This is a genomic window from Tenacibaculum aquaeponti (genome assembly GCF_057221555.1).
On sequence record NZ_CM170147.1, the window covers coordinates 1,451,521 to 1,472,776 of the forward strand.

The window sequence follows — 21,256 nt, forward strand, 5'->3', positions numbered from 1 at the left end:
TAGGTTAAATTGATTTATAAAGATCTAAATACTCTTGAGCAGATTTAGTCCAAGAATGATCTATTTTCATTATTTGTTTCTGAATTTTTCTGAATGTTTTAGTGTCGTTGAACAATTCTACTGCTCTTTTGATAGAATAACATATATCCCATACTGAAGCTTGATCATGACAAATTCCAAAACCACCATCTCCAATATCAATTACTGTATCTTTTAATCCACCAGTTCTTCTTACTATTGGAATGGTTCCATATCTCAAGGAATACATTTGATTTAATCCACAAGGTTCAACTCTAGAAGGCATTAATAAGAAATCTGAACCTGCATAAACCAAATGAGATAATTCTTCGTCATATCCTATATGAGCATTAAAATTACCTTTATAAAATTCTTTTAACTCTATTAATTCTTGTTCTATGTGTTCGTGACCTGAGCCTAAAACGAAAATATTAATATCTCCATGTTCTTCAATAGCCTCATTTATTACTTGCGGAAGTAAATCTGCTGATTTCTCTCCAACGAGTCTTCCTATAAAGCCAAATAGAGGTAAATTGATATCAAATCCGTATTTATCACAAATCTCTTTTTTATTAGCTTTTTTTCCAGAAACAGCATTTGTAGATTTATAATTCTTCTTTAATATTTTGTCAGTTTCAGGATTCCATATTTCAGTGTCTATTCCATTTAAAATCCCAACACACTTTTCACTTTCACTTCTTAATAGACCTTCTAATCCATTTGCTTGTTCTTTAAGCTCCTCCATATAAGATGGTGATACAGTATTTACTCTTGAAGCACATTTAATGCCTGCCGCTAATGGGTTAACTGATCCATACCAATCTAATAAACCAACATTAGAAAAATCAAATTCAGGGAAAAGATTTAATCTATCATGGGAAAAGCTACCTTGATATTGCGCATTATGAATAGTTAATACTGTAGGAATTTTTTCTAATGATTTAAAACTATTACAATAATTAATAAAAAAAGGAATTAAAGAAGTATGATGATCATGGCAATGAATAACATCAAATTCTAATTCTTTATTTATAATCCAATCTAATAATGCTAATTGAAACCCAATATATCTTTGAGTTTCATCTTGATATCCATAAACAGCTTCAGTATCTAACAGGTTATCAATTTGAATAACATACAACTCAAAAACTATTTCCTTAGAACTAAACTTTAGTATGCTATAATCATAACTTTTATCGTTAAGCTCTATTTTACCATTACTAATTTCTTTTAACTTTTGCTTTTGTACGAAAGAATTCTTGTAATACGGCATGGCAACAATAGAATCAGCTTTAAGATCTCTCTGATATTTAGGCAGAGCTCCAACTACATCTGCAAGACCACCTACTTTAGCTATTGGATAACATTCAAAACTTGTATGAAGTATTTTCATTATGGAGGCATTAAAAGTTCACTTATAAAGTTAGTGAATAGCTCAAAAAAAAGAATGAAATTAATATTAAAAAAAAGCTATTAAAATTATCAATTTAACAATACGAATACGATTATTAACCTTGAATATTAAAAATAAGGTAATATAACGATTTCGTTAAATTACTGTTTATAAAGCCTTCAGGTAAGTAATTAATTTAAAAGGATAATATCTATTTTAATATTTATAATAAATATTAAAAAACAAAAAATCCGATTAGTAAAAAACTAATCGGATTTTTGTTTAAAAGAAAGGCGACGACCTACTCTCCCACCAGTGGCAGTACCATCGGCGCTAATGGGCTTAACTTCTCTGTTCGGAATGGTAAGAGGTGAGCCCCATTGCTATAATCACCTTAAGTTGTTTCAGTATATTTCAACTGTATAAGTTAACATATTAGTAAAATGGTATTTTAAATAATCAAAAGAGTTGTCTTCCCCTCATTAAGAGGGGAAGTACGTACATAAGCCTATGGGTTATTAGTACTACTCAGCTACATACATTACTGCACTTACACTTATAGCCTATCAACGTTGTCATCTTCAACGACCCTTTAAAGAAATCTCATCTTGTGGTGGGTTTCGCGCTTATATGCTTTCAGCGCTTATCCCTTCCGAACGTAGCTACTCTGCAGTGCCCCTGGCGAGACAACAGATACACTAGAGGTTCGTCCAACTCGGTCCTCTCGTACTAAAGTCAGATCCACTCAAATTTCTAACGCCCACAGCAGATAGAGACCGAACTGTCTCACGACGTTCTGAACCCAGCTCGCGTGCCACTTTAATGGGCGAACAGCCCAACCCTTGGGACCTTCTCCAGCCCCAGGATGTGACGAGCCGACATCGAGGTGCCAAACCCCCCCGTCGATGTGAGCTCTTGGGGGAGATCAGCCTGTTATCCCCGGAGTACCTTTTATCCTTTGAGCGATGGCCCTTCCATGCGGAACCACCGGATCACTATGCTCTACTTTCGTACCTGATCGACCTGTATGTCTCTCAGTCAAGCTCCCTTATGCCATTGCACTCTACGCACGGTTACCAAGCGTGCTGAGGGAACCTTTAGAAGCCTCCGTTACTCTTTTGGAGGCGACCACCCCAGTCAAACTACCCACCACGCACTGTTCTCATCGCTGAGTTAGGCTCTAGATAAGCAAAGGGTCGTATTTCAAGGTTGACTCCACAGCGCCTAGCGACACTGCTTCAAAGTCTCCGACCTATCCTACACATTACTTATCCAAAGTCAATACGAAGCTATAGTAAAGGTTCACGGGGTCTTTTCGTCCCGCTGCGGGTAATCGGCATCTTCACCGATACTACAATTTCACCGAGCTCATGGCTGAGACAGTATCCAGATCGTTGCACCATTCGTGCAGGTCGGAACTTACCCGACAAGGAATTTCGCTACCTTAGGACCGTTATAGTTACGGCCGCCGTTTACTGGGGCTTCATTTTAGATCTTCGCCGAAGCTAAACCCTCCACTTAACCTTCCAGCACCGGGCAGGTGTCAGGCCTTATACATCATCTTTCAATTTAGCAAAGCCCTGTGTTTTTGATAAACAGTCGCCTGGATCTTTTCACTGCGGCCTACCGAAGTAGGCGACCTTTCTCCCGAAGTTACAGGTCGATTTTGCCTAGTTCCTTAGCCATGAATCTCTCGAGCACCTTAGAATTCTCATCCCAACTACCTGTGTCGGTTTACGGTACGGGCTGCTTCACTCGCTTTTCTTGGAACCTCTTACTTGCTTTCGCTTTAGCCGAAGCCTAGGCTCAACGGGGACTTCCGTCACCCCGTAAGCACCTGGGAGATCCGTCACTTTTAATGTGAGCAGGTACAGGAATATTAACCTGTTGTCCATCGACTACCCCTTTCGGGTTCGCCTTAGGTCCCGACTAACCCTCAGCTGATTAGCATCGCTGAGGAAACCTTAGTCTTTCGGTGAGGGGGTTTCTCGCCCCCTTTATCGTTACTTATGCCTACATTTTCTTTTCTATACGTTCCAGCATGCCTCACAGCACACCTTCAACACATATAGAATGCTCCCCTACCACTCTCGTCCATAGCTTCGGTAGTATACTTATGCCCGATTATTATCCATGCAAAACCGCTCGACTAGTGAGCTGTTACGCACTCTTTAAATGAATGGCTGCTTCCAAGCCAACATCCTAGCTGTCTAAGCAGTTTCACCTCGTTTATTCAACTTAGTATACATTTGGGGACCTTAGCTGATGGTCTGGGTTCTTTCCCTCTCGGACATGGACCTTAGCACCCATGCCCTCACTGCTGAGAAACATTTTATAGCATTCGGAGTTTGTCAGGAATTGGTAGGCGGTGAAGCCCCCGCATCCAATCAGTAGCTCTACCTCTATAAAACTTTTACTCAACGCTGCACCTAAATGCATTTCGGGGAGTACGAGCTATTTCCGAGTTTGATTGGCCTTTCACCCCTATCCACAGGTCATCCAAAGACTTTTCAACGTCAACTGGTTCGGTCCTCCACTATGTGTTACCACAGCTTCAACCTGCCCATGGATAGATCACTCGGTTTCGCGTCTACTACTACTAACTATACGCCCTATTCAGACTCGCTTTCGCTTCGGCTCCGGACCTTAAATCCTTAACCTTGCTAGCAACAGTAACTCGTAGGCTCATTATGCAAAAGGCACGCCGTCACCCAGTTAATGGGCTCCGACCGCTTGTAGGCGTACGGTTTCAGGTTCTATTTCACTCCCTTACTTAGGGTTCTTTTCACCTTTCCCTCACGGTACTAGTTCACTATCGGTCTTTCAGGAGTATTTAGCCTTACCGGATGGTCCCGGTAGATTCATACAGGATTACACGTGTCCCGCACTACTCAGGGTACTGCTATATCATCTTCGCTTACCTATACGAGACTATCACTCTCTATGGTTCGTCTTTCCAAACGATTCTAGTTCACTAAGATTCTAATGTCGCAGCCCTACAACCCCAATATTGCCGTAACAACATTGGTTTGGGCTAATCCGCGTTCGCTCGCCACTACTAACGGAATCACTATTGTTTTCTCTTCCTCCGGTTACTTAGATGTTTCAGTTCACCGGGTTTGCCCCTTTCGGTACTATACCTTCAGTATAGTGGGTTGCCCCATTCGGAAATCTACGGATTATAAGGTATGTGCCCCTCCCCGTAGCTTATCGCAGCTTATCACGTCCTTCATCGCCTCTGAAAGCCTAGGCATCCGCCATACGCCCTTATTTAGCTTATTGTACTTTTTGCTTTGACTTGCGTCAAAACGAGCTCTTTATAATTCTTTATAAAAATATTTTTGTTAGAGTATAACCTCTAACTCTCTATCTTGATTCTTTACGATATCATTTTACCAATATGTCAATGAACTTGTTATGAGTCATCACAGGAAACTAAACCTATATAACTCTTTGTGGAGAATACCGGAGTCGAACCGGTGACCTCTTGCGTGCAAGGCAAGCGCTCTAGCCAGCTGAGCTAATCCCCCATATACTAGTAGTTAGTACATAGCAGTTAGTAGTTTCTAACAACTACATCCTCAACTTCTAGAATTTCCTAATCTTTAAATAGTAGTCTCGGGCAGACTCGAACTGCCGACCTCTACATTATCAGTGTAGCGCTCTAACCAGCTGAGCTACGAGACTATTTTAAGATCTTAGTCTTTAGTATAAAATTAACAGCAGAGTAGTAAAATAACACACAATTACTCTTGTAACTCACCATCTTTCTCTAGAAAGGAGGTGTTCCAGCCGCACCTTCCGGTACGGCTACCTTGTTACGACTTAGCCCTAGTTACCAGTTTTACCCTAGGCAGCTCCTTGCGGTCACCGACTTCAGGCACCCCCAGCTTCCATGGCTTGACGGGCGGTGTGTACAAGGCCCGGGAACGTATTCACCGGATCATGGCTGATATCCGATTACTAGCGATTCCAGCTTCACGGAGTCGAGTTGCAGACTCCGATCCGAACTGTGATATGGTTTATAGATTCGCTCCTATTCGCATAGTGGCTGCTCATTGTCCATACCATTGTAGCACGTGTGTAGCCCAGGACGTAAGGGCCGTGATGATTTGACGTCATCCCCACCTTCCTCACGGTTTGCACCGGCAGTCTCGCTAGAGTCCTCAGCATTACCTGCTAGCAACTAACGATAGGGGTTGCGCTCGTTATAGGACTTAACCTGACACCTCACGGCACGAGCTGACGACAACCATGCAGCACCTTGTAAAGTGTCCGAAGAAAAATCTATCTCTAGACCTGTCACTCTACATTTAAGCCCTGGTAAGGTTCCTCGCGTATCATCGAATTAAACCACATGCTCCACCGCTTGTGCGGGCCCCCGTCAATTCCTTTGAGTTTCAATCTTGCGATCGTACTCCCCAGGTGGGACACTTATTACTTTCGCTTAGTCACTGAAATAATCCAACAACTAGTGTCCATCGTTTACGGCGTGGACTACCAGGGTATCTAATCCTGTTCGCTCCCCACGCTTTCGTCCATGAGCGTCAGTATACACGTAGTAGGCTGCCTTCGCAATCGGTATTCTAAGTAATATCTATGCATTTCACCGCTACACTACTTATTCTACCTACTTCCGTATAACTCAAGTCAACCAGTATCAAAGGCAGTTCTACAGTTAAGCTGTAGGATTTCACCTCTGACTTAATTAACCGCCTGCGGACCCTTTAAACCCAATGATTCCGGATAACGCTTGCACCCTCCGTATTACCGCGGCTGCTGGCACGGAGTTAGCCGGTGCTTATTCTTATGGTACCGTCAAGCCTCTACACGTAGAGGGGTTTCTTCCCATATAAAAGTAGTTTACAACCCATAGGGCAGTCTTCCTACACGCGGCATGGCTGGTTCAGGCTTGCGCCCATTGACCAATATTCCTCACTGCTGCCTCCCGTAGGAGTCTGGTCCGTGTCTCAGTACCAGTGTGGGGGATAATCCTCTCAGACCCCCTACCTATCGTAGCCATGGTAAGCCGTTACCTTACCATCTAGCTAATAGGACGCATAGTCATCTTGTACCGATAAATCTTTAACTAATAAGCGATGCCACTCACCAGTATTATGGAGTATTAATCTTCATTTCTAAAGGCTATCCTCCTGTACAAGGCAGATTCTATACGCGTTACGCACCCGTGCGCCGGTCGCCATCCAATTGCAAGCAATTGATGCTGCCCCTCGACTTGCATGTGTTAAGCCTGCCGCTAGCGTTCATCCTGAGCCAGGATCAAACTCTTCATTGTATAATCTTTAATATTATTTATGAATAAGTTTCAAAAGAATTTAACTTTGTTAAAGCTATGTTACTTTACTCTCTATATTTACGCTGTCAATTTCAATATTATCAATGAACTTAATTAATCTCAGCACTCAATCTGTTTCAACCGAAACTTCAACTAATCTAATCTTTGTAAAGACACCAGAATCGAACTGATTAACACTATTATTTGTTATTCCAAAATCTCTGTGATCGTTGCTTTCATTTCCGAAAGCGGATGCAAAACTATAACCTTTTTTTAATCTGACAAAACTTTTTTTGAAATTTTTTTCGATTAATTTTAAACCTAATCTTGCACCAAAAAATCAATGAACTCACGCCTCAAAAACGGACTGCAAATATAGAAACTTTAATTCTAATTCCGCAAGTAAAATTTTAATTATTTTTTAACCTTAATTTTACTCTTTATTTACAATCTGTTTATGAACTTCTGCAAACTTCTAAACTGCGTTTCTCCGTTTGCGGGGGCAAAACTACACACTCTTTTTAATCTACACAAACTTTTAAACCAAAAAAATTACACTTTTTTGAAAGTTTTCTATAAAAAGTAAATAATCAATCATTTGTGATTTTGACTTTTTCACCTCTTAATCAATGTTTGAAAAAACACAAACAATAACATACTATATATTGTATTAAAAATCGATTTACAATATATTTGCGCATTAAGATTTTCACTTGTAGGAAAATCATAACATAATATTAAATAAAAATGATAAAAATCACATTACCTGACGGAAGTATTAGGGAGTACAAACAAAACACAACTCCTATTGAAGTTGCTAAGAGCATTAGTGAAGGGTTGGCTAGAAATATTATTTCAGCTAGCTTTAATAACAATACTATTGAAACTACCACACCTTTAACAACCGATGGTAATCTTACACTATATACTTTTGACTCTCCTGAGGGTAAAAAAGCATTTTGGCATTCATCTGCCCACGTTTTAGCTCAGACAATCTTAGATTTTCACCCAAACGCTAAACTTACTATAGGACCTGCTATTGACACTGGATTTTATTATGATGTTGATTTTGGTGACGAAACAATATCTGAAAAAGATTTTGCTTCAATAGAAAAGAAGTTTTTAGAAAGAGCTCGTGAAAAAGCAGAGTTCAAAATGCGTTCAGTTACCAAAGCAGAAGCTTTATCTTATTATAAAGAAAGAAACAATTCATACAAAGTAGAGTTAATAGAAGGTTTAGAAGACGGTGATATTACATTCTGTGATCATAGTGACTTTACTGACTTATGTCGTGGAGGACATATTCCTAATACAGGAATAATTAAAGCCATTAAAATAATGAACGTTGCCGGAGCTTACTGGCGCGGAGATGAAAAAAACAATCAATTAACTCGTATTTATGGTATTTCTTTCCCTAAGCAAAAAATGCTTACTGAATATTTAGAGTTATTAGAGGAAGCTAAAAAAAGAGATCATAGAAAACTAGGCAAAGAACTTGAATTATTTACTTTTTCAGAAAAGGTAGGACAAGGTTTACCTCTGTGGTTACCTAAAGGCGCTGCTTTAAGAGGTAGACTTGAAGATTTTTTAAAAGCTGCACAAAAGAAAGCAGGTTATGAAATGGTAATGACTCCTCACATTGGTCAAAAAGAATTATACGTTACTTCTGGACATTATGCTAAATATGGTGAAGATAGTTTTCAACCTATAAATACTCCAAAAGACAATGAAGAGTTTTTATTAAAACCCATGAACTGTCCTCACCATTGCGAAGTGTATAATTACAAACCATATTCATACAAAGATTTACCAAAGCGATTTGCTGAATTTGGAACAGTTTATAGATATGAACAAAGTGGAGAATTACATGGATTAACTAGAGTTAGAGGTTTTACTCAAGATGATGCTCATATTTTCTGTACTCCAGAGCAATTAGATTCAGAATTTAAAAACGTTATAGATCTTGTTTTATATGTTTTTGGATCTTTAGGTTTCGAAAATTTCACAGCTCAAGTTTCTGTTAGAGACTTAGACAAACCAGAAAAGTACATCGGTGATGTTGAAAATTGGGAAAAAGCAGAACAAGCAATTATAAATGCTGCAAAAGATAAAGGCTTAAATTATGTAATTGAGTCTGGAGAAGCTGCTTTCTATGGTCCTAAATTAGATTTCATGGTTAAGGATGCTTTAGGTAGAAGTTGGCAACTTGGTACCATTCAAGTTGATTACAATTTACCTGAACGTTTTGATCTAAGTTATAAAGGCAGCGATAATCAACTACATAGGCCTGTAATGATTCACAGAGCTCCTTTCGGATCAATGGAAAGATTTATCGCAGTTTTACTAGAACACACAGGAGGTAACTTCCCTCTTTGGCTAACTCCTGAGCAGGTTATTATATTGCCAATCAGTGAGAAATATGAAAAATATACCGAAAAAGTTTTACTTTTGTTAGAAAATTCCGAAATTCGCGCCCTCGTAGACGATAGAAATGAGAAGACTGGTCGTAAAATTAGAGACGCAGAAGTAAACAAGATCCCTTTCATGATTATTGTTGGAGAGAAGGAAGAACAAGATGGCACAGTATCTGTAAGGAAACATGGTGAAGGTGATATAGGAACATTTACCATAGAAGAATTCATTCAGATAATACAGAAAGAAGTTCAGAAAACGTTAGTAACGTTTAACACAAATAATTAAAATAACAATTTAAAAACGCATAAGCCATAGCAATAAGAAGAAAACGTGGTCGCAGACCCGCGAGAGTAATTAAAGAAGATCAACATAGAATTAATGATAAAATTAAATATGTTGATGAAGTTCGCTTAGTAGGCGAAAATGTTGAAGTAGGTGTGTATTCACTTGCAAAAGCTAAAGCAATAGCTCAAGAACAAGAGTTAGATTTAGTTGAAATATCTCCTAAAGCAGTCCCTCCTGTTTGTAAAGTTATAGATTATAAAAAGTTTCTTTACGAACAAAAGAAACGTGAAAAAGCCTTAAAGGCAAAAGCGACAAAAGTGGTTGTTAAGGAAATTCGTTTCGGCCCTCAGACAGATGAGCATGATTACGAATTTAAGAAGAAGCATGCAATTAAGTTCCTTCAAGATGGAGCTAAATTAAAAGCATACGTTTTCTTCAAAGGACGTTCTATTATATTTAAAGAACAAGGGCAAATTTTATTGTTAAAATTAGCTCAAGAATTAGAAGAATACGGTAAGGTGGAGCAAATGCCAAAATTAGAGGGTAAACGAATGATTATGTTTATTGCTCCTAAGAAAATAAAATAAAACATTATATTCTTTTTTGAAGAGTAAAAATATATAAGCAAGATAAAAACGATAGCAGAAGATGCCTAAAATGAAAACTAAATCTAGTGCCAAGAAACGTTTTAAGTTAACTGGTTCTGGAAAGATTAAAAGAAAGCACGCGTTTAAGAGTCATATCTTAACAAAGAAGTCTAAGAAACGTAAGCTTGCATTAACACACTCTACGTTAGTTCACAAATCTGATGAGAGTAATATTAAGCAACAATTATTATTAAAATAATAATTTGCTAGGTAGTAAAATAAATTATTAACCATGGAGTTAGGCTCAATAAAGAACTATTTAATTAGTCGCCTACTACAAAAACAAGAAAATTATGCCAAGATCAGTAAATTCTGTGGCTTCAAGAAATAGAAGAAAAAAAATCTTGAAGCAAGCTAAAGGTTACTTCGGACGTAGAAAAAACGTTTATACAGTAGCTAAAAACGCGGTTGAGAAAGGATTACAATATGCTTACCGTGACCGTAAAAACAAGAAAAGAAACTTCCGTTCATTATGGATTCAACGTATTAACGCTGGAGCTCGTCAGTACGGAATGTCTTACTCACAGTTTATGGGTAAAGTAAAAGCTAACAACATCGAATTAAACCGTAAGGTTTTAGCAGATTTAGCTATGAACAACCCAGAGGCTTTTAAGGCAATTGTAGATAAAGTAAAATAAGTTTAATAACCTTGCTTATACTAAAAACCCAAACTTTTTCGTTTGGGTTTTTTTAAATCAACTCGAAATCTAAATATATCTAATGAAAACTATTAACTTTTTATTTGTATTGTTTTTTTCAACTTCATTATTAGCACAAGTAAAATTGACTAAAAAAGAAGTTAAAGAATTACCAAATACTATAGAAAATGAATTTAAAAAAGCGTACGAGTTATCGAATACTTGGAAAGAGTATAAAATGATACCTAGAAATGAATTTTTAGTTTTCCAAAAAAATGTACTTGATAGTGTTGCTATTTTAAGAAAAGAAATAGTTGCTCGACAAAACATAGTAGATTCTCAAAAGAAAGAAATAGCTTCTTTGAATGAAAAGATTAATAAAGTTTCTAATAATCTAACTAGTTCACAAGACAAAGAAAATCAGATTAATGTTTTAGGAATTGCTACAAACAAGACTACTTATAATATGTTTACTTGGTCTCTTATTGGAGTATTATTGCTAGCTTTAATTTTCTTCTTTTCTAAATTTAAAAGCAGTAATATTTTAACTAAAAAAGCAAAAAGTAATTTAGTTGAAATAGAACATGAATTTGAATCTTTCAGAAAAAAATCTTTAGAAAAGGAACAAAAACTGAGAAGACAACTACAAGACGAAATTAACAAACAAAGAGGAGTTTAAAAACTTCTCTTTGTTTTTATAATCTATTATATAGTTCAATAGTTTCTTTTTTTCGCTTTAATAATTCTTTAATTTCTCTTTCAGTGTTTAGTTGTGATAAATGATTATAAAAACCATATTTGTAACTCATGTAGTTAATAGACAAACTTACTTCATCTATTAAAAAAATATAATTTTCATTTACATCTTTAATACAATAATCTATTAAATCATCACTAATATTAAGCTCTTTCAAATATTTTTCTGCAATCATATTCTTTAACCTTGTTTTATCTAATTCATTTCTAAACACATATTTAAAACACACTAATTTTTGTTTAAAAAAATGCATTTCAATAATAAATTTATAACCTAGCATTTTTACTTCAGTAAACAAAATAACGATAGATTTTAACTCATTAACTACTCTGTAAGAATTTCTAAGTTTAGCTTTTACCTTATGTAAATTTGCACCAAACCCTATTCCCTCTAGAAAAGAAATATTCACTTCAGTTTCTAAAGTTTTATTAAATGAATTAAGAGAAGTATATAATTTTAAATAAGCCTCAGGATACTTATACTTATTTATAGTTCTTTTATAATAAGAAGTATAATACTTTCTTGAAGAAAAAAAATTAAATAATGTTTTTCGGAATAATAACATAACATTTCTATTAGCGGTCTCTAACTTTCTCCCCGAATTGCATTATGACATAAATATACAGAAAATCGTTGAAAAATATCAAACTATTCAATTTAAAAAAGTGAAGAATTCGTTATGAATACAATAATTTTTAAAGATTATAACAAACCTAACTCGTAAAAATTAGGGTTTTCTTTTTTCTTCTACTTATGTTATACTATATTTGCACGTTTTAAAAAAGAAGTCAGTCTAAATTATTGAAAATGCAAAACAAAGGTCTAATCAGATTATTTGCAATCCTTTTCGGATTAGTAAGCTTATACCAATTATCATTTACGTTTTTTGGAAACAAGGTTGAAAACGAAGCAAAAACATATGCTGAAGCCAATCTTGGAGAAAATAAAACAGGTAAAGAATTAGCTAGACTTGAGAGAAAATATCTTGATAGTGTTGCAAATAAAGAAGTAGTATTAGGAAACACCTACAATGACATTAAAGACAAAGAAATGAATCTTGGTCTTGATTTAAAAGGTGGTATTAATGCTATTTTACAAGTATCAGTAAAGGATATCTTAATAGGATTATCTAACGAATCTAAAAATGAAACTTTCTTAACAGCTTTAGCTAATGCTGATGAAGCTCAAAAAGATTCTCAAGATGATTATATCGATTTATTCTATACAGAATTTGAAAAAGCTAGTAAGGGAGCAATAAAATTAAGCGACCCAAAAATCTTTGGTAATAAGTTATTACGAGAGAAAATTGACTTCAATAAAACCAACAGCGAAGTAAAAACTGTTTTATTACAAGAAATAAACAGCTCTATAGGAACTGCTTTTCAAGTATTAAGAAGCCGTATTGACAAGTTTGGAGTTGTTCAACCTAATATTCAAAGAATTGGAACTTCTGGTAGAATTCAAGTTGAATTGCCAGGTGCTAAAGATGTTGAGCGTGTAAAGAAGTTATTAGTAAGCACTGCTAAATTACAATTCTGGGAAGTGTATGCTAACACCGAAGTTTTACCATTTTTATCTCAAGCTAATTTAAAATCAATTGATTTATTAAAGAAATCTGTTGAAAAAGAAGTTTCAGAAAAGAAAGATAGTACAGAGAAAAGTAATATTAATGATTTATTAAATGATAGCAGTGACTCTACTTCTGTAGCTGATTCAAAAATGTTATTTAACTATTTAATCCCAAATCAACAGCAATACAATTCGATTGTAGGATATTCTAAAATTCAAGATACAGCAAAAGTAATGAGCTTATTAAGAGATAAGCAAATTACTGCTTTATTACCAGCTAATTTAAGAAACACTAAGTTTTTATGGGATTACAAATCTGATAATCAAAACACTGAATCAGGGAACGACTTAGAAAGTTATATTCGTTTGTACGCTATTAAATCTAATAGAGATGGAATAGCAAATATTGAAGGAGATGTTATTGCAGATGCATCTCAACAGTTTGATCAGTTAGGTAAACCTGAAGTAAGCATGACTATGAATACTAAAGGAACTAAATTATGGAGTAGCTTAACAGAAAAAAACATTAATAAATATGTTGCTATTGTGTTAGACGATTACGTGTACTCTGCTCCTATTATCAAACAAAAATTAGGAAGTACATCTTCAATTTCTGGAGGTGCTATGACTGTAGAGGAAGCTCAAGACATTGCAACTGTATTAAAAGCAGGTAAATTACCTGCTCCTGCAAGAATTATTGAATCTGAAGTAGTTGGGCCATCATTAGGTAAAGAAGCAATTAATGCAAGTATTTGGTCTTTTGCTTTAGCTATCTTACTAGTATTAGTTTGGATGGTATTATATTACGGAAAAGCTGGTTTATATGCTAACATTGCATTATTAGTGAACATCTTATTCATTTTTGGAGTATTAGCATCTTTTAATTCTGTATTAACATTACCAGGTATTGCAGGTATCATATTAACTATCGGTATGTCCGTAGATGCCAATGTAATTATTTTCGAAAGAATTAAAGAAGCCTTAAATTCAGGAAAGAGTTTATTCGAATCAGTTAATGAAGGATTTAGTTTTAAAGGAGCTTTATCTGCTATCTTTGATGCTAATATTACTACATTCTTAACTGGTGTTATCTTATACGTTTTCGGTACAGGTCCAATTAAAGGGTTTGCATTAACGTTAATGATTGGTATTGCTACATCTTTATTTACAGCAATTTTCATAACTCGTTTATTTGTTGATGGAGCTGTAACTAAAGGAAGTAATTTAACATTCAATACAAATATTTCTAAAAACTGGTTTAAAAACATCAGTATTGAATTCTTAAGAAAGCGTAAGATCGCTTATATCATTTCTGGTGGGTTAATCATTATCGGTTTAGCTTCGATTTCTACAATTGGTTTAAAACAAGGTGTAGATTTTAAAGGAGGTAGGTCTTTTGTCGTTCGTTTTGATAAAGACATGAAAGCTAATGAAGTTGCTAATTCTTTAAAAGAAGTTTTTGGAACGGCTCCTGAAGTTAAAACTTACGGTGCTTCTAATCAATTAAAGATTACAACTGTTTTCAAAATAGAAGAAAAGAGTAAAGAAGTAGACGAATTAGTTCAAAATACTTTATACAATGGTTTAAAAACATATTTAACAGATTTAAGTTACGAAAACTTTAAACCTGGTTTTGATAAAGGTGAAAATGCACAAGGTATTATGAGTGCAAGAAAAGTTGATCCAACTATTGCAGATGATATCAAGCAAGCAGCTATTTGGGCCGTATTCGGATCTTTACTTGTTGTTTTCTTATACATCTTGTTACGATTCAGAAAAGTTTCTTATTCTATTGGTGCAGTTGCAGCTGTATTCCACGATGTTTTAATCGTATTAGGAATCTTCTCTATCTTATATAAATTCATGCCATTTGATATGGAAATCGGACAATCATTTATAGCAGCAATTTTAACTGTAGTTGGTTACTCACTGAATGATACCGTAGTAATATTCGATAGAATTAGAGAATATGCAGAAAATAGTAGTTCTTTTACTGCTAATTTAGTTGACAAAGCTTTAAGTAGTACTTTAGGAAGAACAATAAATACATCTTTAACAACATTATTAGTAATGTTAGCTATCTTCTTCTTTGGAGGAGATAGTATTAAAGGATTCATGTTTGCATTAATCGTAGGTGTCGTTGTTGGTACATACTCATCTTTATTCGTAGCTACACCGATTATGTTTGATGTTACCAAGAATAAAGAAACTCAAAAATAAATTCATTAGAATACTATAAAACTACCGTTTTGTTCCTGCTGATACATCAGTTAAACAAGACGGTTTTTTTATTTAATTAGTATATTTACCTATATGAAAATAAAACAGCTTCACGATTTATATTTTAAAGAATTAATTAAAAAAGAAGAAATTTCTAATATAGTTAAACAACTCGCTAAAAAAGTAAAAGATGATTTACCACAAGGCGAGGTTCCTTTATTTATAGGGATATTAAATGGATGTTTTGTTTTTGCCTCTGATTTTGTCAGAGAATTTGATCAAGATTGCGAAATTTCCTTCGTGAAATTGGCTTCATATGAAGGTACTACCTCTGGTGAATCTGTAAAAAAATTAATTGGTATTAATGAAGATATTTCTGGTAGAACAGTTATTATACTAGAAGATATTATTGATACAGGTAATACATTACAAGAGATTTACGAAATCTTTAGAAATAAAAATATTAAAGAACTTAAAATAGCAACCTTATTTTTTAAACCTGATGTGTACAGAAAGGAATTACATATTAACTATATTGGAAAAAATTTAGAAGATAAATTTATTGTAGGATATGGTTTAGATTATAATGGTTTAGGTAGAAACTTACCTGCTATTTATCAATTAACAACACAACCTAAAATGAAAAACATAGTATTATTTGGACCTCCTGGTGCTGGTAAAGGAACACAAGCTGAATTGCTTAAAGAAAAGTATAACTTAGTACATATTTCTACTGGTGATGTTTTTAGATTCAATATTAAAAACGAAACTGACTTAGGAATACTAGCTAAAAAATATATCGATGAAGGTGAGTTAGTTCCAGATGAAGTTACTATTAATATGCTAAAAGCTGAAGTTAATAAAAATACAGAAGCTAATGGTTTTATTTTTGACGGATTCCCAAGAACAGAAGATCAAGCTAAAGCTTTAGATGAATTCTTAGCTGAAAAGAACGAAAGAATTAATGGAATGGTAGCTTTAGAAGTTCCAGAAGATTTGTTAGTTGAGCGTATTTTAGAAAGAGGAAAAACTAGTGGGCGTTCTGATGATACTGATGAAGAAAAAATCAGAAATCGATTTAACGAATACAATACCAAAACAGCCATTTTAAAAGATTATTACAATGCACAAGGTAATTTCTATGGTGTTGATGGTGTTGGATCTATTGAAGATATTACAAAACGTTTAGCAGACGTTTTTGATACATTATAAAATCATTCCCGCTTAGGCGGGAATATTAATTTTTAAGAAATGACTGAAGGAAATTTTGTTGACTATATAAAAATATATGCTTCTTCTGGTAAAGGAGGACGTGGATCTGCACATTTGCATCGTGAAAAATATATTGCTAAAGGTGGACCAGATGGTGGTGATGGAGGTCGTGGCGGACACGTGATCTTCAAAGGAGATAAAAATATGTGGACATTATTTCACTTAAAGTTTAAACGTCATTTTAGAGCAGAAGGTGGTGGTGATGGAGGTTCTAGTAGAAGTACCGGTAAAGACGGTACGGATATTATAGTTCCTGTTCCTTTAGGTACCATAATTAGAGATGCTGATACGGATGAAATTCTATATGAAATTACTGATGATCAACAAGAGGTAATTATTCTTGAAGGTGGTAAAGGAGGACGAGGAAACTGGCATTTTAAATCACCTACTAATCAAACTCCAAGATACGCTCAACCAGGAATTGATGGTAAAGAAGCTTGGTTTAGAATAGAATTAAAAATTCTTGCAGATGTCGGTTTAGTAGGGTTTCCTAATGCAGGAAAATCAACTCTTTTATCTGTTTTAACAGCTGCTAAACCAAAAATTGCCGATTATGCTTTTACAACTTTAAAACCTAACTTAGGTATTGTAGAATATCGTAATCACCAAAGTTTTGTAATGGCAGATATACCTGGTATTATTGAAGGAGCTGCTGAAGGAAAAGGATTAGGACATTATTTTTTAAGACATATAGAAAGAAACTCTTTATTATTGTTCTTAATTCCTGCAGACAGTGATAATATCAAAAAGGAATATGAAATTCTTTTAAATGAATTAAAACAACACAACCCAGAATTATTAGACAAAGATCGTTTATTAGCTATTTCTAAATCTGATATGTTAGATGATGAATTAAAAAACGAAATAAAACAAGAATTACCTGAAGGTATAGAAACTTTATTTATTTCTTCTGTTGCACAGATGGGATTAATGGAATTAAAAGATAAACTTTGGTCTAAACTTAATTAATAATCAACATTAATTCGCTTTGCAAAAGCAAAAGCATCTTTCCAATAAGATTCATTCATTGAAGTAATTACAACTCCTTTTGATGTACTTGAATGAATGAATTTTATTTCTTCTGAAGTAACTGAGGTTACTAATCCAACATGGTTTATATCTCCTTTTAATCTTGCGATATCAAAAAATAAAAGATCTCCTTTTTTTATTTCTTTGTAATTCACTTTTTTTCCAACCGAACTCATAGAGCTAGATGAACGTGGTAAAGTAATCTTTAATTCATCTTTAAAAACAGTATACACTAAGCCTGAGCAATCCATTCCTTTTGAAGTTGTTCCTCCAAATTTATATGGTGTACCCAAATATATTAATGCTTTGTCTACCGTTTTAACTTCTTCCGTTTTATACTTTTCGTTTTTATTAACCTTAAAAAAAATAAAACTTAAAAGAAATATTAAAATTACAAGGGTAAATTTATTATTCTGCACTTCTATAAATTATAAGTTATTTTAATTACTAATTTATAGATATAATATTAATTCTATCTTATTGTGAGCAGTTTCCGTTTATTAAGTTTTGTTTTGTAGGATTAAATAAATTATCAATAATTGTAAAATAACCAAATTCTTCACCTTCTTTTGCTAGTTTTGTTATTCCGCATAAATCATTTAACAATGCATTATCCTCTACCAATAACCTTCCTTTAACAAACCAAAAATTAGCTAAAGCATCTAAATTTTCAAGTTTTTTATTATTAATAATAATTAACTCATGATCGTAGCTATCCCTTATATTTCTAATATTTTCTAATCCGGAAAGATTTACAAGATTCTCGTTATCTCTAATCGTTAAATAAATATTTTTCTCTAAAGTTTCTAATCCTTTCAAACTTGTTATCTTATCGTTATTTCTAATTACTAAATTATTAATATTAGATACTGTAAGTGCTTCTAAGTCTTCTAATGATTTGTTATCTCCTATAACTAAAAGTTTTGCTTCTTTAAAATTCTCAAGACCATTAAGGTTAACTAAACTATCGTTGTCTGTTATTGTAAATTGTCCGAATCCATCAAAGACACTTTTAAGGTTTTCTAAACCATTCAAATTCTCTAACGATTCGTTATTTGTTATAGTTAAAGAGTTAAAACTTTCAAAATTACTTAAACCACTCAAAGATGTAAGTGATTCGTTTAAAACTAAATTTAATTGTGATAAATATTTTATTTTTTTAAAACCATCAATAGATTTCATTTTTGAATTTCCCGCTACATATGCGTAAGTAACATAGTCTACAGAAAAAAACTCATTAATATGCTCTAATTCTTCATTATCTGTAATTTCTATTCTTACAAACCTTCTAGAAGCTTTCGCATTTTCTAATCCTTTTAATGATTCACATATCGTATTCTGAATTCTAATATGTTCTCCTTTTATTTCTCTAACAGATTTGAATCCTGATATATCTTTAATATCAGTAGCTATTCCAGAACTATTTCCTATAAATAGGCTTCCATCAATTATATTATAGCCTCCTTTAATAAATTCATTAACATCAGATTGACTAGAAATACTTAATGTATTATCGTAAACCTTTAAATTAGTAGTAAAACTAAAAGTTCTTGTTATTGTAAATCCTTGTGAATTCTTGGCTACTACTTTACCACTATAACCTTGCAACCCTTTTAATTCAGGGAAATAAAAATAAAGTTCTGATCTATTTTCTTCCAATAATTCATTACCTAAATAAATATCATATAAAATTTCATCATTTGATGAATTATCCGAAGAAGCTGTCCATTCTATTTTAGAAAAATAAGCATCTTTTTCTACTACTGATACATTAAAATTAGAAGGTAAAGGTTTATCTCCCGTTGTAAAATCAAATTGTTTTGAAACAGTATTTCCATCTGGATCAGATGCTATGATTTCTCCTTTATAGTTTTTATTGTATTCCAAATCATTAAAAACATATTCTAAAACTTGTTTATTGTCAAAAATTTTAGATTCGTTTAAAAATAGATCATAAAAAACTGCTTGCCCATCATTATCTTTTGATTCTGTCCAAAAAACTTTAACCGAATTTAAAGTTATATTCTCTGTTTGAACAGTAAAATTTGATGGTTTTGAGTTTATTTCTTCTTCATTTGTACATCCTATACATATTAATAATACTAATGTATAGATTGAAAGTAATTTAGTTTTTGCAATCATTATTTAAAATTTCTTCCATAGTTGGGTTAAACATATTTCCTCTTATTGTATAGTAATTTTCATCATAAGATTGAAGTGCTAACTTTAAAGCACAAAAATCATTCAACTTTTCGTTATTACTAACTGAAAATCTATTCCCTATACTTTTTAAATTATTTAAGCCTTCTAAACTTTCTAAACTTTTATTTCCTCCTATAGACAAATCACTATACCTTATCTCTTCTAAAGCACTAAAACCAATTAAATTTTTAATATTTGGTAAATTTGAAATAGATAAACTTCCTTTTACAACTTTTAATTTTGTCATATTGAAAAGCTCATTAGCCTTAATATCACTTAGTGTTAAATTATTTACAGATTCAAGATTGGTAAAACCTTCAATATAACTTAGTTCTGTATTATCGTTAATTCTCAAGGATTCTTCCATTTTTTTCAACTTATGAAATCCTATCAAACTTTCTAAATACCAATTATTTCTTATATAAATATGATTAACAACTTCTAAATTTTTAAATGCTTCAATAGTTTTTACACCATTATTAGCTATAGTAAGAATTCTACCTATTTGTGTTAAATTATCAAAAGGAATAAAGGTTTTTAATCTAACATTTTCTTTGATTATTAAATCTCCGTAAATATGTTTAACCTTTTCTAGCCCTTCTATGGATTCAAAGAAGTGGTTGTTTTCTACAATTAAGCTCCCTCTAACCTCCTCTATTTCTATACCTTTTAAAGTCAACAAATCTCTAGTTAGCCTAACTATAAAATTTCCGCGAATCTTTTTTAAACTTTTTATTGCAGTAAGATCTGTAATTCGATCACTAGGACTAGTTCCATCTGTGATAGTTAAACTTCCATCAACTTCAATATATCCTTTTGATCCAAAAGCATCTAAAGAAGCTTGTGTATTAAATTCTATTGAATCTTTAAAAACCCCATCTTTTGTAGAAAAAGTTAACTCATCATAAGTTTCGTTCCCTAAACTATCGAATGCAACAACCTTAACTTCATAAGAAGTGTTTGGTGTTAAGTTTTCAATTTTACAATATGTAGTTTCTAAATTTTGAAAAACAATAGCATCGTTTATAAAAACATTATATTTAACTTGATCATTATCTGGGTCTGTTGCTCTTTGCCAATAAAGCGCTACTGATATATTTTCAGGATTTGCATTTTCAATTTTAAATGATCTTGGTGCTTGATTTGATAAAGTCGAAATTTTTTCAGTAATCTCTTTAAAATTTTCTTCTTCATCAAAAGCCACAATTTTTAACTTATACTCATTATTGGAATTTAAATCGGTTAAAATTATTCTTCTTTCCTGTGTTTTTTCTTTTAATAAATTTGAATCTAAATAAACTGAATAAAAAACATTTTCTCCTTTAGAATGAAAAGATTCGCTCCATTTCAATTCTATAGAATTAGAAGTTGTAGAAAGAATTGTAATTTCAAAATCGGATAAATTAGTTTCAACAACTGTACTCTCTGTAGAACAAGCTACTAAAAATAATGTTAATAGTAGAAAAGTTGATTTCTCTAGTAATTTCATATTAATTTTTTTGGCAAAAATAATAT

The 21,256-nt window shown here is 33.2% G+C and carries 13 protein-coding genes, 2 tRNA genes and 3 rRNA genes; 8 read left to right on the forward strand and 10 right to left on the reverse strand.

Translation table 11 applies throughout. The features are described 5' to 3' along the window. Positions 1 to 4 precede the first annotated feature (4 nt). The 6 genes from AC2TEO_RS06270 to AC2TEO_RS06295 all read right to left on the reverse strand — a co-directional run bounded on the left by AC2TEO_RS06270 (position 5) and on the right by AC2TEO_RS06295 (position 6,707). A complete protein-coding gene (locus tag AC2TEO_RS06270) occupies positions 5 to 1,411 on the reverse strand; it encodes a glycogen synthase (RefSeq protein ID WP_442267291.1) in 1,407 nt (468 codons plus the stop codon). A 288-nt stretch (positions 1,412 to 1,699) separates the two neighbouring features. Beyond that, positions 1,700 to 1,808 (reverse strand): 5S ribosomal RNA (gene rrf / locus AC2TEO_RS06275). A gap of 101 nt (positions 1,809 to 1,909) precedes the next feature. Next, positions 1,910 to 4,693, reverse strand: a 23S ribosomal RNA gene (locus AC2TEO_RS06280). A 174-nt stretch (positions 4,694 to 4,867) separates the two neighbouring features. Next, positions 4,868 to 4,941, reverse strand: a tRNA-Ala gene (locus AC2TEO_RS06285). An 83-nt stretch (positions 4,942 to 5,024) separates the two neighbouring features. Continuing rightward, a tRNA-Ile gene (locus tag AC2TEO_RS06290) sits at positions 5,025 to 5,098 on the reverse strand. 89 nt (positions 5,099 to 5,187) lie between these two features. Further along, a 16S ribosomal RNA gene (locus AC2TEO_RS06295) occupies positions 5,188 to 6,707 on the reverse strand. Together the 16S, 23S and 5S rRNA genes with 2 tRNA genes alongside form the textbook arrangement of a ribosomal RNA operon. Positions 6,708 to 7,454: 747 nt before the next feature. On the opposite strand from AC2TEO_RS06295, the gene thrS reads away from it, so the two are divergent. The 5 genes from thrS to AC2TEO_RS06320 all read left to right on the forward strand — a co-directional run bounded on the left by thrS (position 7,455) and on the right by AC2TEO_RS06320 (position 11,371). Continuing rightward, positions 7,455 to 9,407, forward strand: coding sequence for a threonine--tRNA ligase (gene thrS, locus AC2TEO_RS06300; protein WP_442267292.1), 1,953 nt, complete (start codon positions 7,455 to 7,457; stop codon positions 9,405 to 9,407). A gap of 68 nt (positions 9,408 to 9,475) precedes the next feature. Further along, positions 9,476 to 9,994 carry a translation initiation factor IF-3 gene (infC, locus tag AC2TEO_RS06305; RefSeq protein ID WP_442267747.1) on the forward strand — a complete coding sequence of 173 codons (519 nt, stop codon included), beginning with the start codon at positions 9,476 to 9,478 and terminating at the stop codon, positions 9,992 to 9,994. Positions 9,995 to 10,055: 61 nt separating this feature from the next. Continuing rightward, the gene (gene rpmI / locus AC2TEO_RS06310; RefSeq protein WP_075341031.1) at positions 10,056 to 10,253 is read left to right on the forward strand and encodes a 50S ribosomal protein L35; all 198 of its coding nucleotides are present in this window, start codon (positions 10,056 to 10,058) and stop codon (positions 10,251 to 10,253) included. Between the two features lie 94 nt (positions 10,254 to 10,347). Next, positions 10,348 to 10,692: a 50S ribosomal protein L20 gene (rplT, locus tag AC2TEO_RS06315; RefSeq protein ID WP_095070111.1), complete on the forward strand. Its 345-nt coding sequence runs from the start codon at positions 10,348 to 10,350 to the stop codon at positions 10,690 to 10,692. Between the two features lie 82 nt (positions 10,693 to 10,774). Next, entirely contained in the window at positions 10,775 to 11,371 is a 597-nt protein-coding gene (locus AC2TEO_RS06320; RefSeq protein ID WP_442267293.1) for a hypothetical protein, read from the forward strand. A 16-nt stretch (positions 11,372 to 11,387) separates the two neighbouring features. Here AC2TEO_RS06320 and AC2TEO_RS06325 read toward each other — a convergent pair whose 3' ends face one another. Then, positions 11,388 to 12,014 carry a hypothetical protein gene (locus AC2TEO_RS06325; RefSeq protein ID WP_442267294.1) on the reverse strand — a complete coding sequence of 209 codons (627 nt, stop codon included), beginning with the start codon at positions 12,012 to 12,014 and terminating at the stop codon, positions 11,388 to 11,390. A 242-nt stretch (positions 12,015 to 12,256) separates the two neighbouring features. On the opposite strand from AC2TEO_RS06325, the gene secDF reads away from it, so the two are divergent. The 3 genes from secDF (at position 12,257) to obgE (ending at position 17,479) form a co-directional block, all read left to right on the forward strand. Further along, positions 12,257 to 15,238 (forward strand): protein translocase subunit SecDF, encoded by a 2,982-nt coding sequence (secDF, locus tag AC2TEO_RS06330; protein WP_442267295.1) that lies wholly within the window; start codon positions 12,257 to 12,259, stop codon positions 15,236 to 15,238. Between the two features lie 93 nt (positions 15,239 to 15,331). Continuing rightward, positions 15,332 to 16,450 carry an adenylate kinase gene (locus AC2TEO_RS06335; protein ID WP_442267296.1) on the forward strand — a complete coding sequence of 373 codons (1,119 nt, stop codon included), beginning with the start codon at positions 15,332 to 15,334 and terminating at the stop codon, positions 16,448 to 16,450. 39 nt (positions 16,451 to 16,489) lie between these two features. Then, positions 16,490 to 17,479, forward strand: coding sequence for a GTPase ObgE (gene obgE, locus AC2TEO_RS06340; RefSeq protein ID WP_442267297.1), 990 nt, complete (start codon positions 16,490 to 16,492; stop codon positions 17,477 to 17,479). On the opposite strand, the gene AC2TEO_RS06345 is transcribed toward obgE, so the two are convergent. From AC2TEO_RS06345 to AC2TEO_RS06355, 3 genes are read right to left on the reverse strand one after another with little or no spacing between them, the layout of a single operon-like run. Continuing rightward, the gene (locus AC2TEO_RS06345) at positions 17,476 to 17,958 is read right to left on the reverse strand and encodes a C40 family peptidase (protein WP_442267298.1); all 483 of its coding nucleotides are present in this window, start codon (positions 17,956 to 17,958) and stop codon (positions 17,476 to 17,478) included. The genes obgE and AC2TEO_RS06345 overlap by 4 nt on opposite strands. A gap of 58 nt (positions 17,959 to 18,016) precedes the next feature. Then, positions 18,017 to 19,681 carry a hypothetical protein gene (locus tag AC2TEO_RS06350; protein ID WP_442267299.1) on the reverse strand — a complete coding sequence of 555 codons (1,665 nt, stop codon included), beginning with the start codon at positions 19,679 to 19,681 and terminating at the stop codon, positions 18,017 to 18,019. Beyond that, positions 19,665 to 21,230 carry a fibronectin type III domain-containing protein gene (locus AC2TEO_RS06355; RefSeq protein ID WP_442267300.1) on the reverse strand — a complete coding sequence of 522 codons (1,566 nt, stop codon included), beginning with the start codon at positions 21,228 to 21,230 and terminating at the stop codon, positions 19,665 to 19,667. Before AC2TEO_RS06355 ends, AC2TEO_RS06350 begins: the two co-directional genes overlap by 17 nt. Positions 21,231 to 21,256 lie beyond the last annotated feature (26 nt).

Excerpts from the sequence above, each read along its gene's own strand:
- rpmI (WP_075341031.1), top strand. The coding sequence starts at position 10,056 with ATGCCTAAAATGAAAACTAAATCTAGTGCCAAGAAACGTTTTAAGTTA.
- obgE (WP_442267297.1), top strand. The coding sequence starts at position 16,490 with ATGACTGAAGGAAATTTTGTTGACTATATAAAAATATATGCTTCTTCT.
- AC2TEO_RS06335 (WP_442267296.1), top strand. The coding sequence starts at position 15,332 with ATGAAAATAAAACAGCTTCACGATTTATATTTTAAAGAATTAATTAAA.
- AC2TEO_RS06350 (WP_442267299.1), bottom strand. The coding sequence starts at position 19,681 with ATGATTGCAAAAACTAAATTACTTTCAATCTATACATTAGTATTATTA.
- rplT (WP_095070111.1), top strand. The coding sequence starts at position 10,348 with ATGCCAAGATCAGTAAATTCTGTGGCTTCAAGAAATAGAAGAAAAAAA.
- thrS (WP_442267292.1), top strand. The coding sequence starts at position 7,455 with ATGATAAAAATCACATTACCTGACGGAAGTATTAGGGAGTACAAACAA.
- AC2TEO_RS06320 (WP_442267293.1), top strand. The coding sequence starts at position 10,775 with ATGAAAACTATTAACTTTTTATTTGTATTGTTTTTTTCAACTTCATTA.
- AC2TEO_RS06270 (WP_442267291.1), bottom strand. The coding sequence starts at position 1,411 with ATGAAAATACTTCATACAAGTTTTGAATGTTATCCAATAGCTAAAGTA.
- AC2TEO_RS06325 (WP_442267294.1), bottom strand. The coding sequence starts at position 12,014 with ATGTTATTATTCCGAAAAACATTATTTAATTTTTTTTCTTCAAGAAAG.
- AC2TEO_RS06355 (WP_442267300.1), bottom strand. The coding sequence starts at position 21,230 with ATGAAATTACTAGAGAAATCAACTTTTCTACTATTAACATTATTTTTA.
- secDF (WP_442267295.1), top strand. The coding sequence starts at position 12,257 with ATGCAAAACAAAGGTCTAATCAGATTATTTGCAATCCTTTTCGGATTA.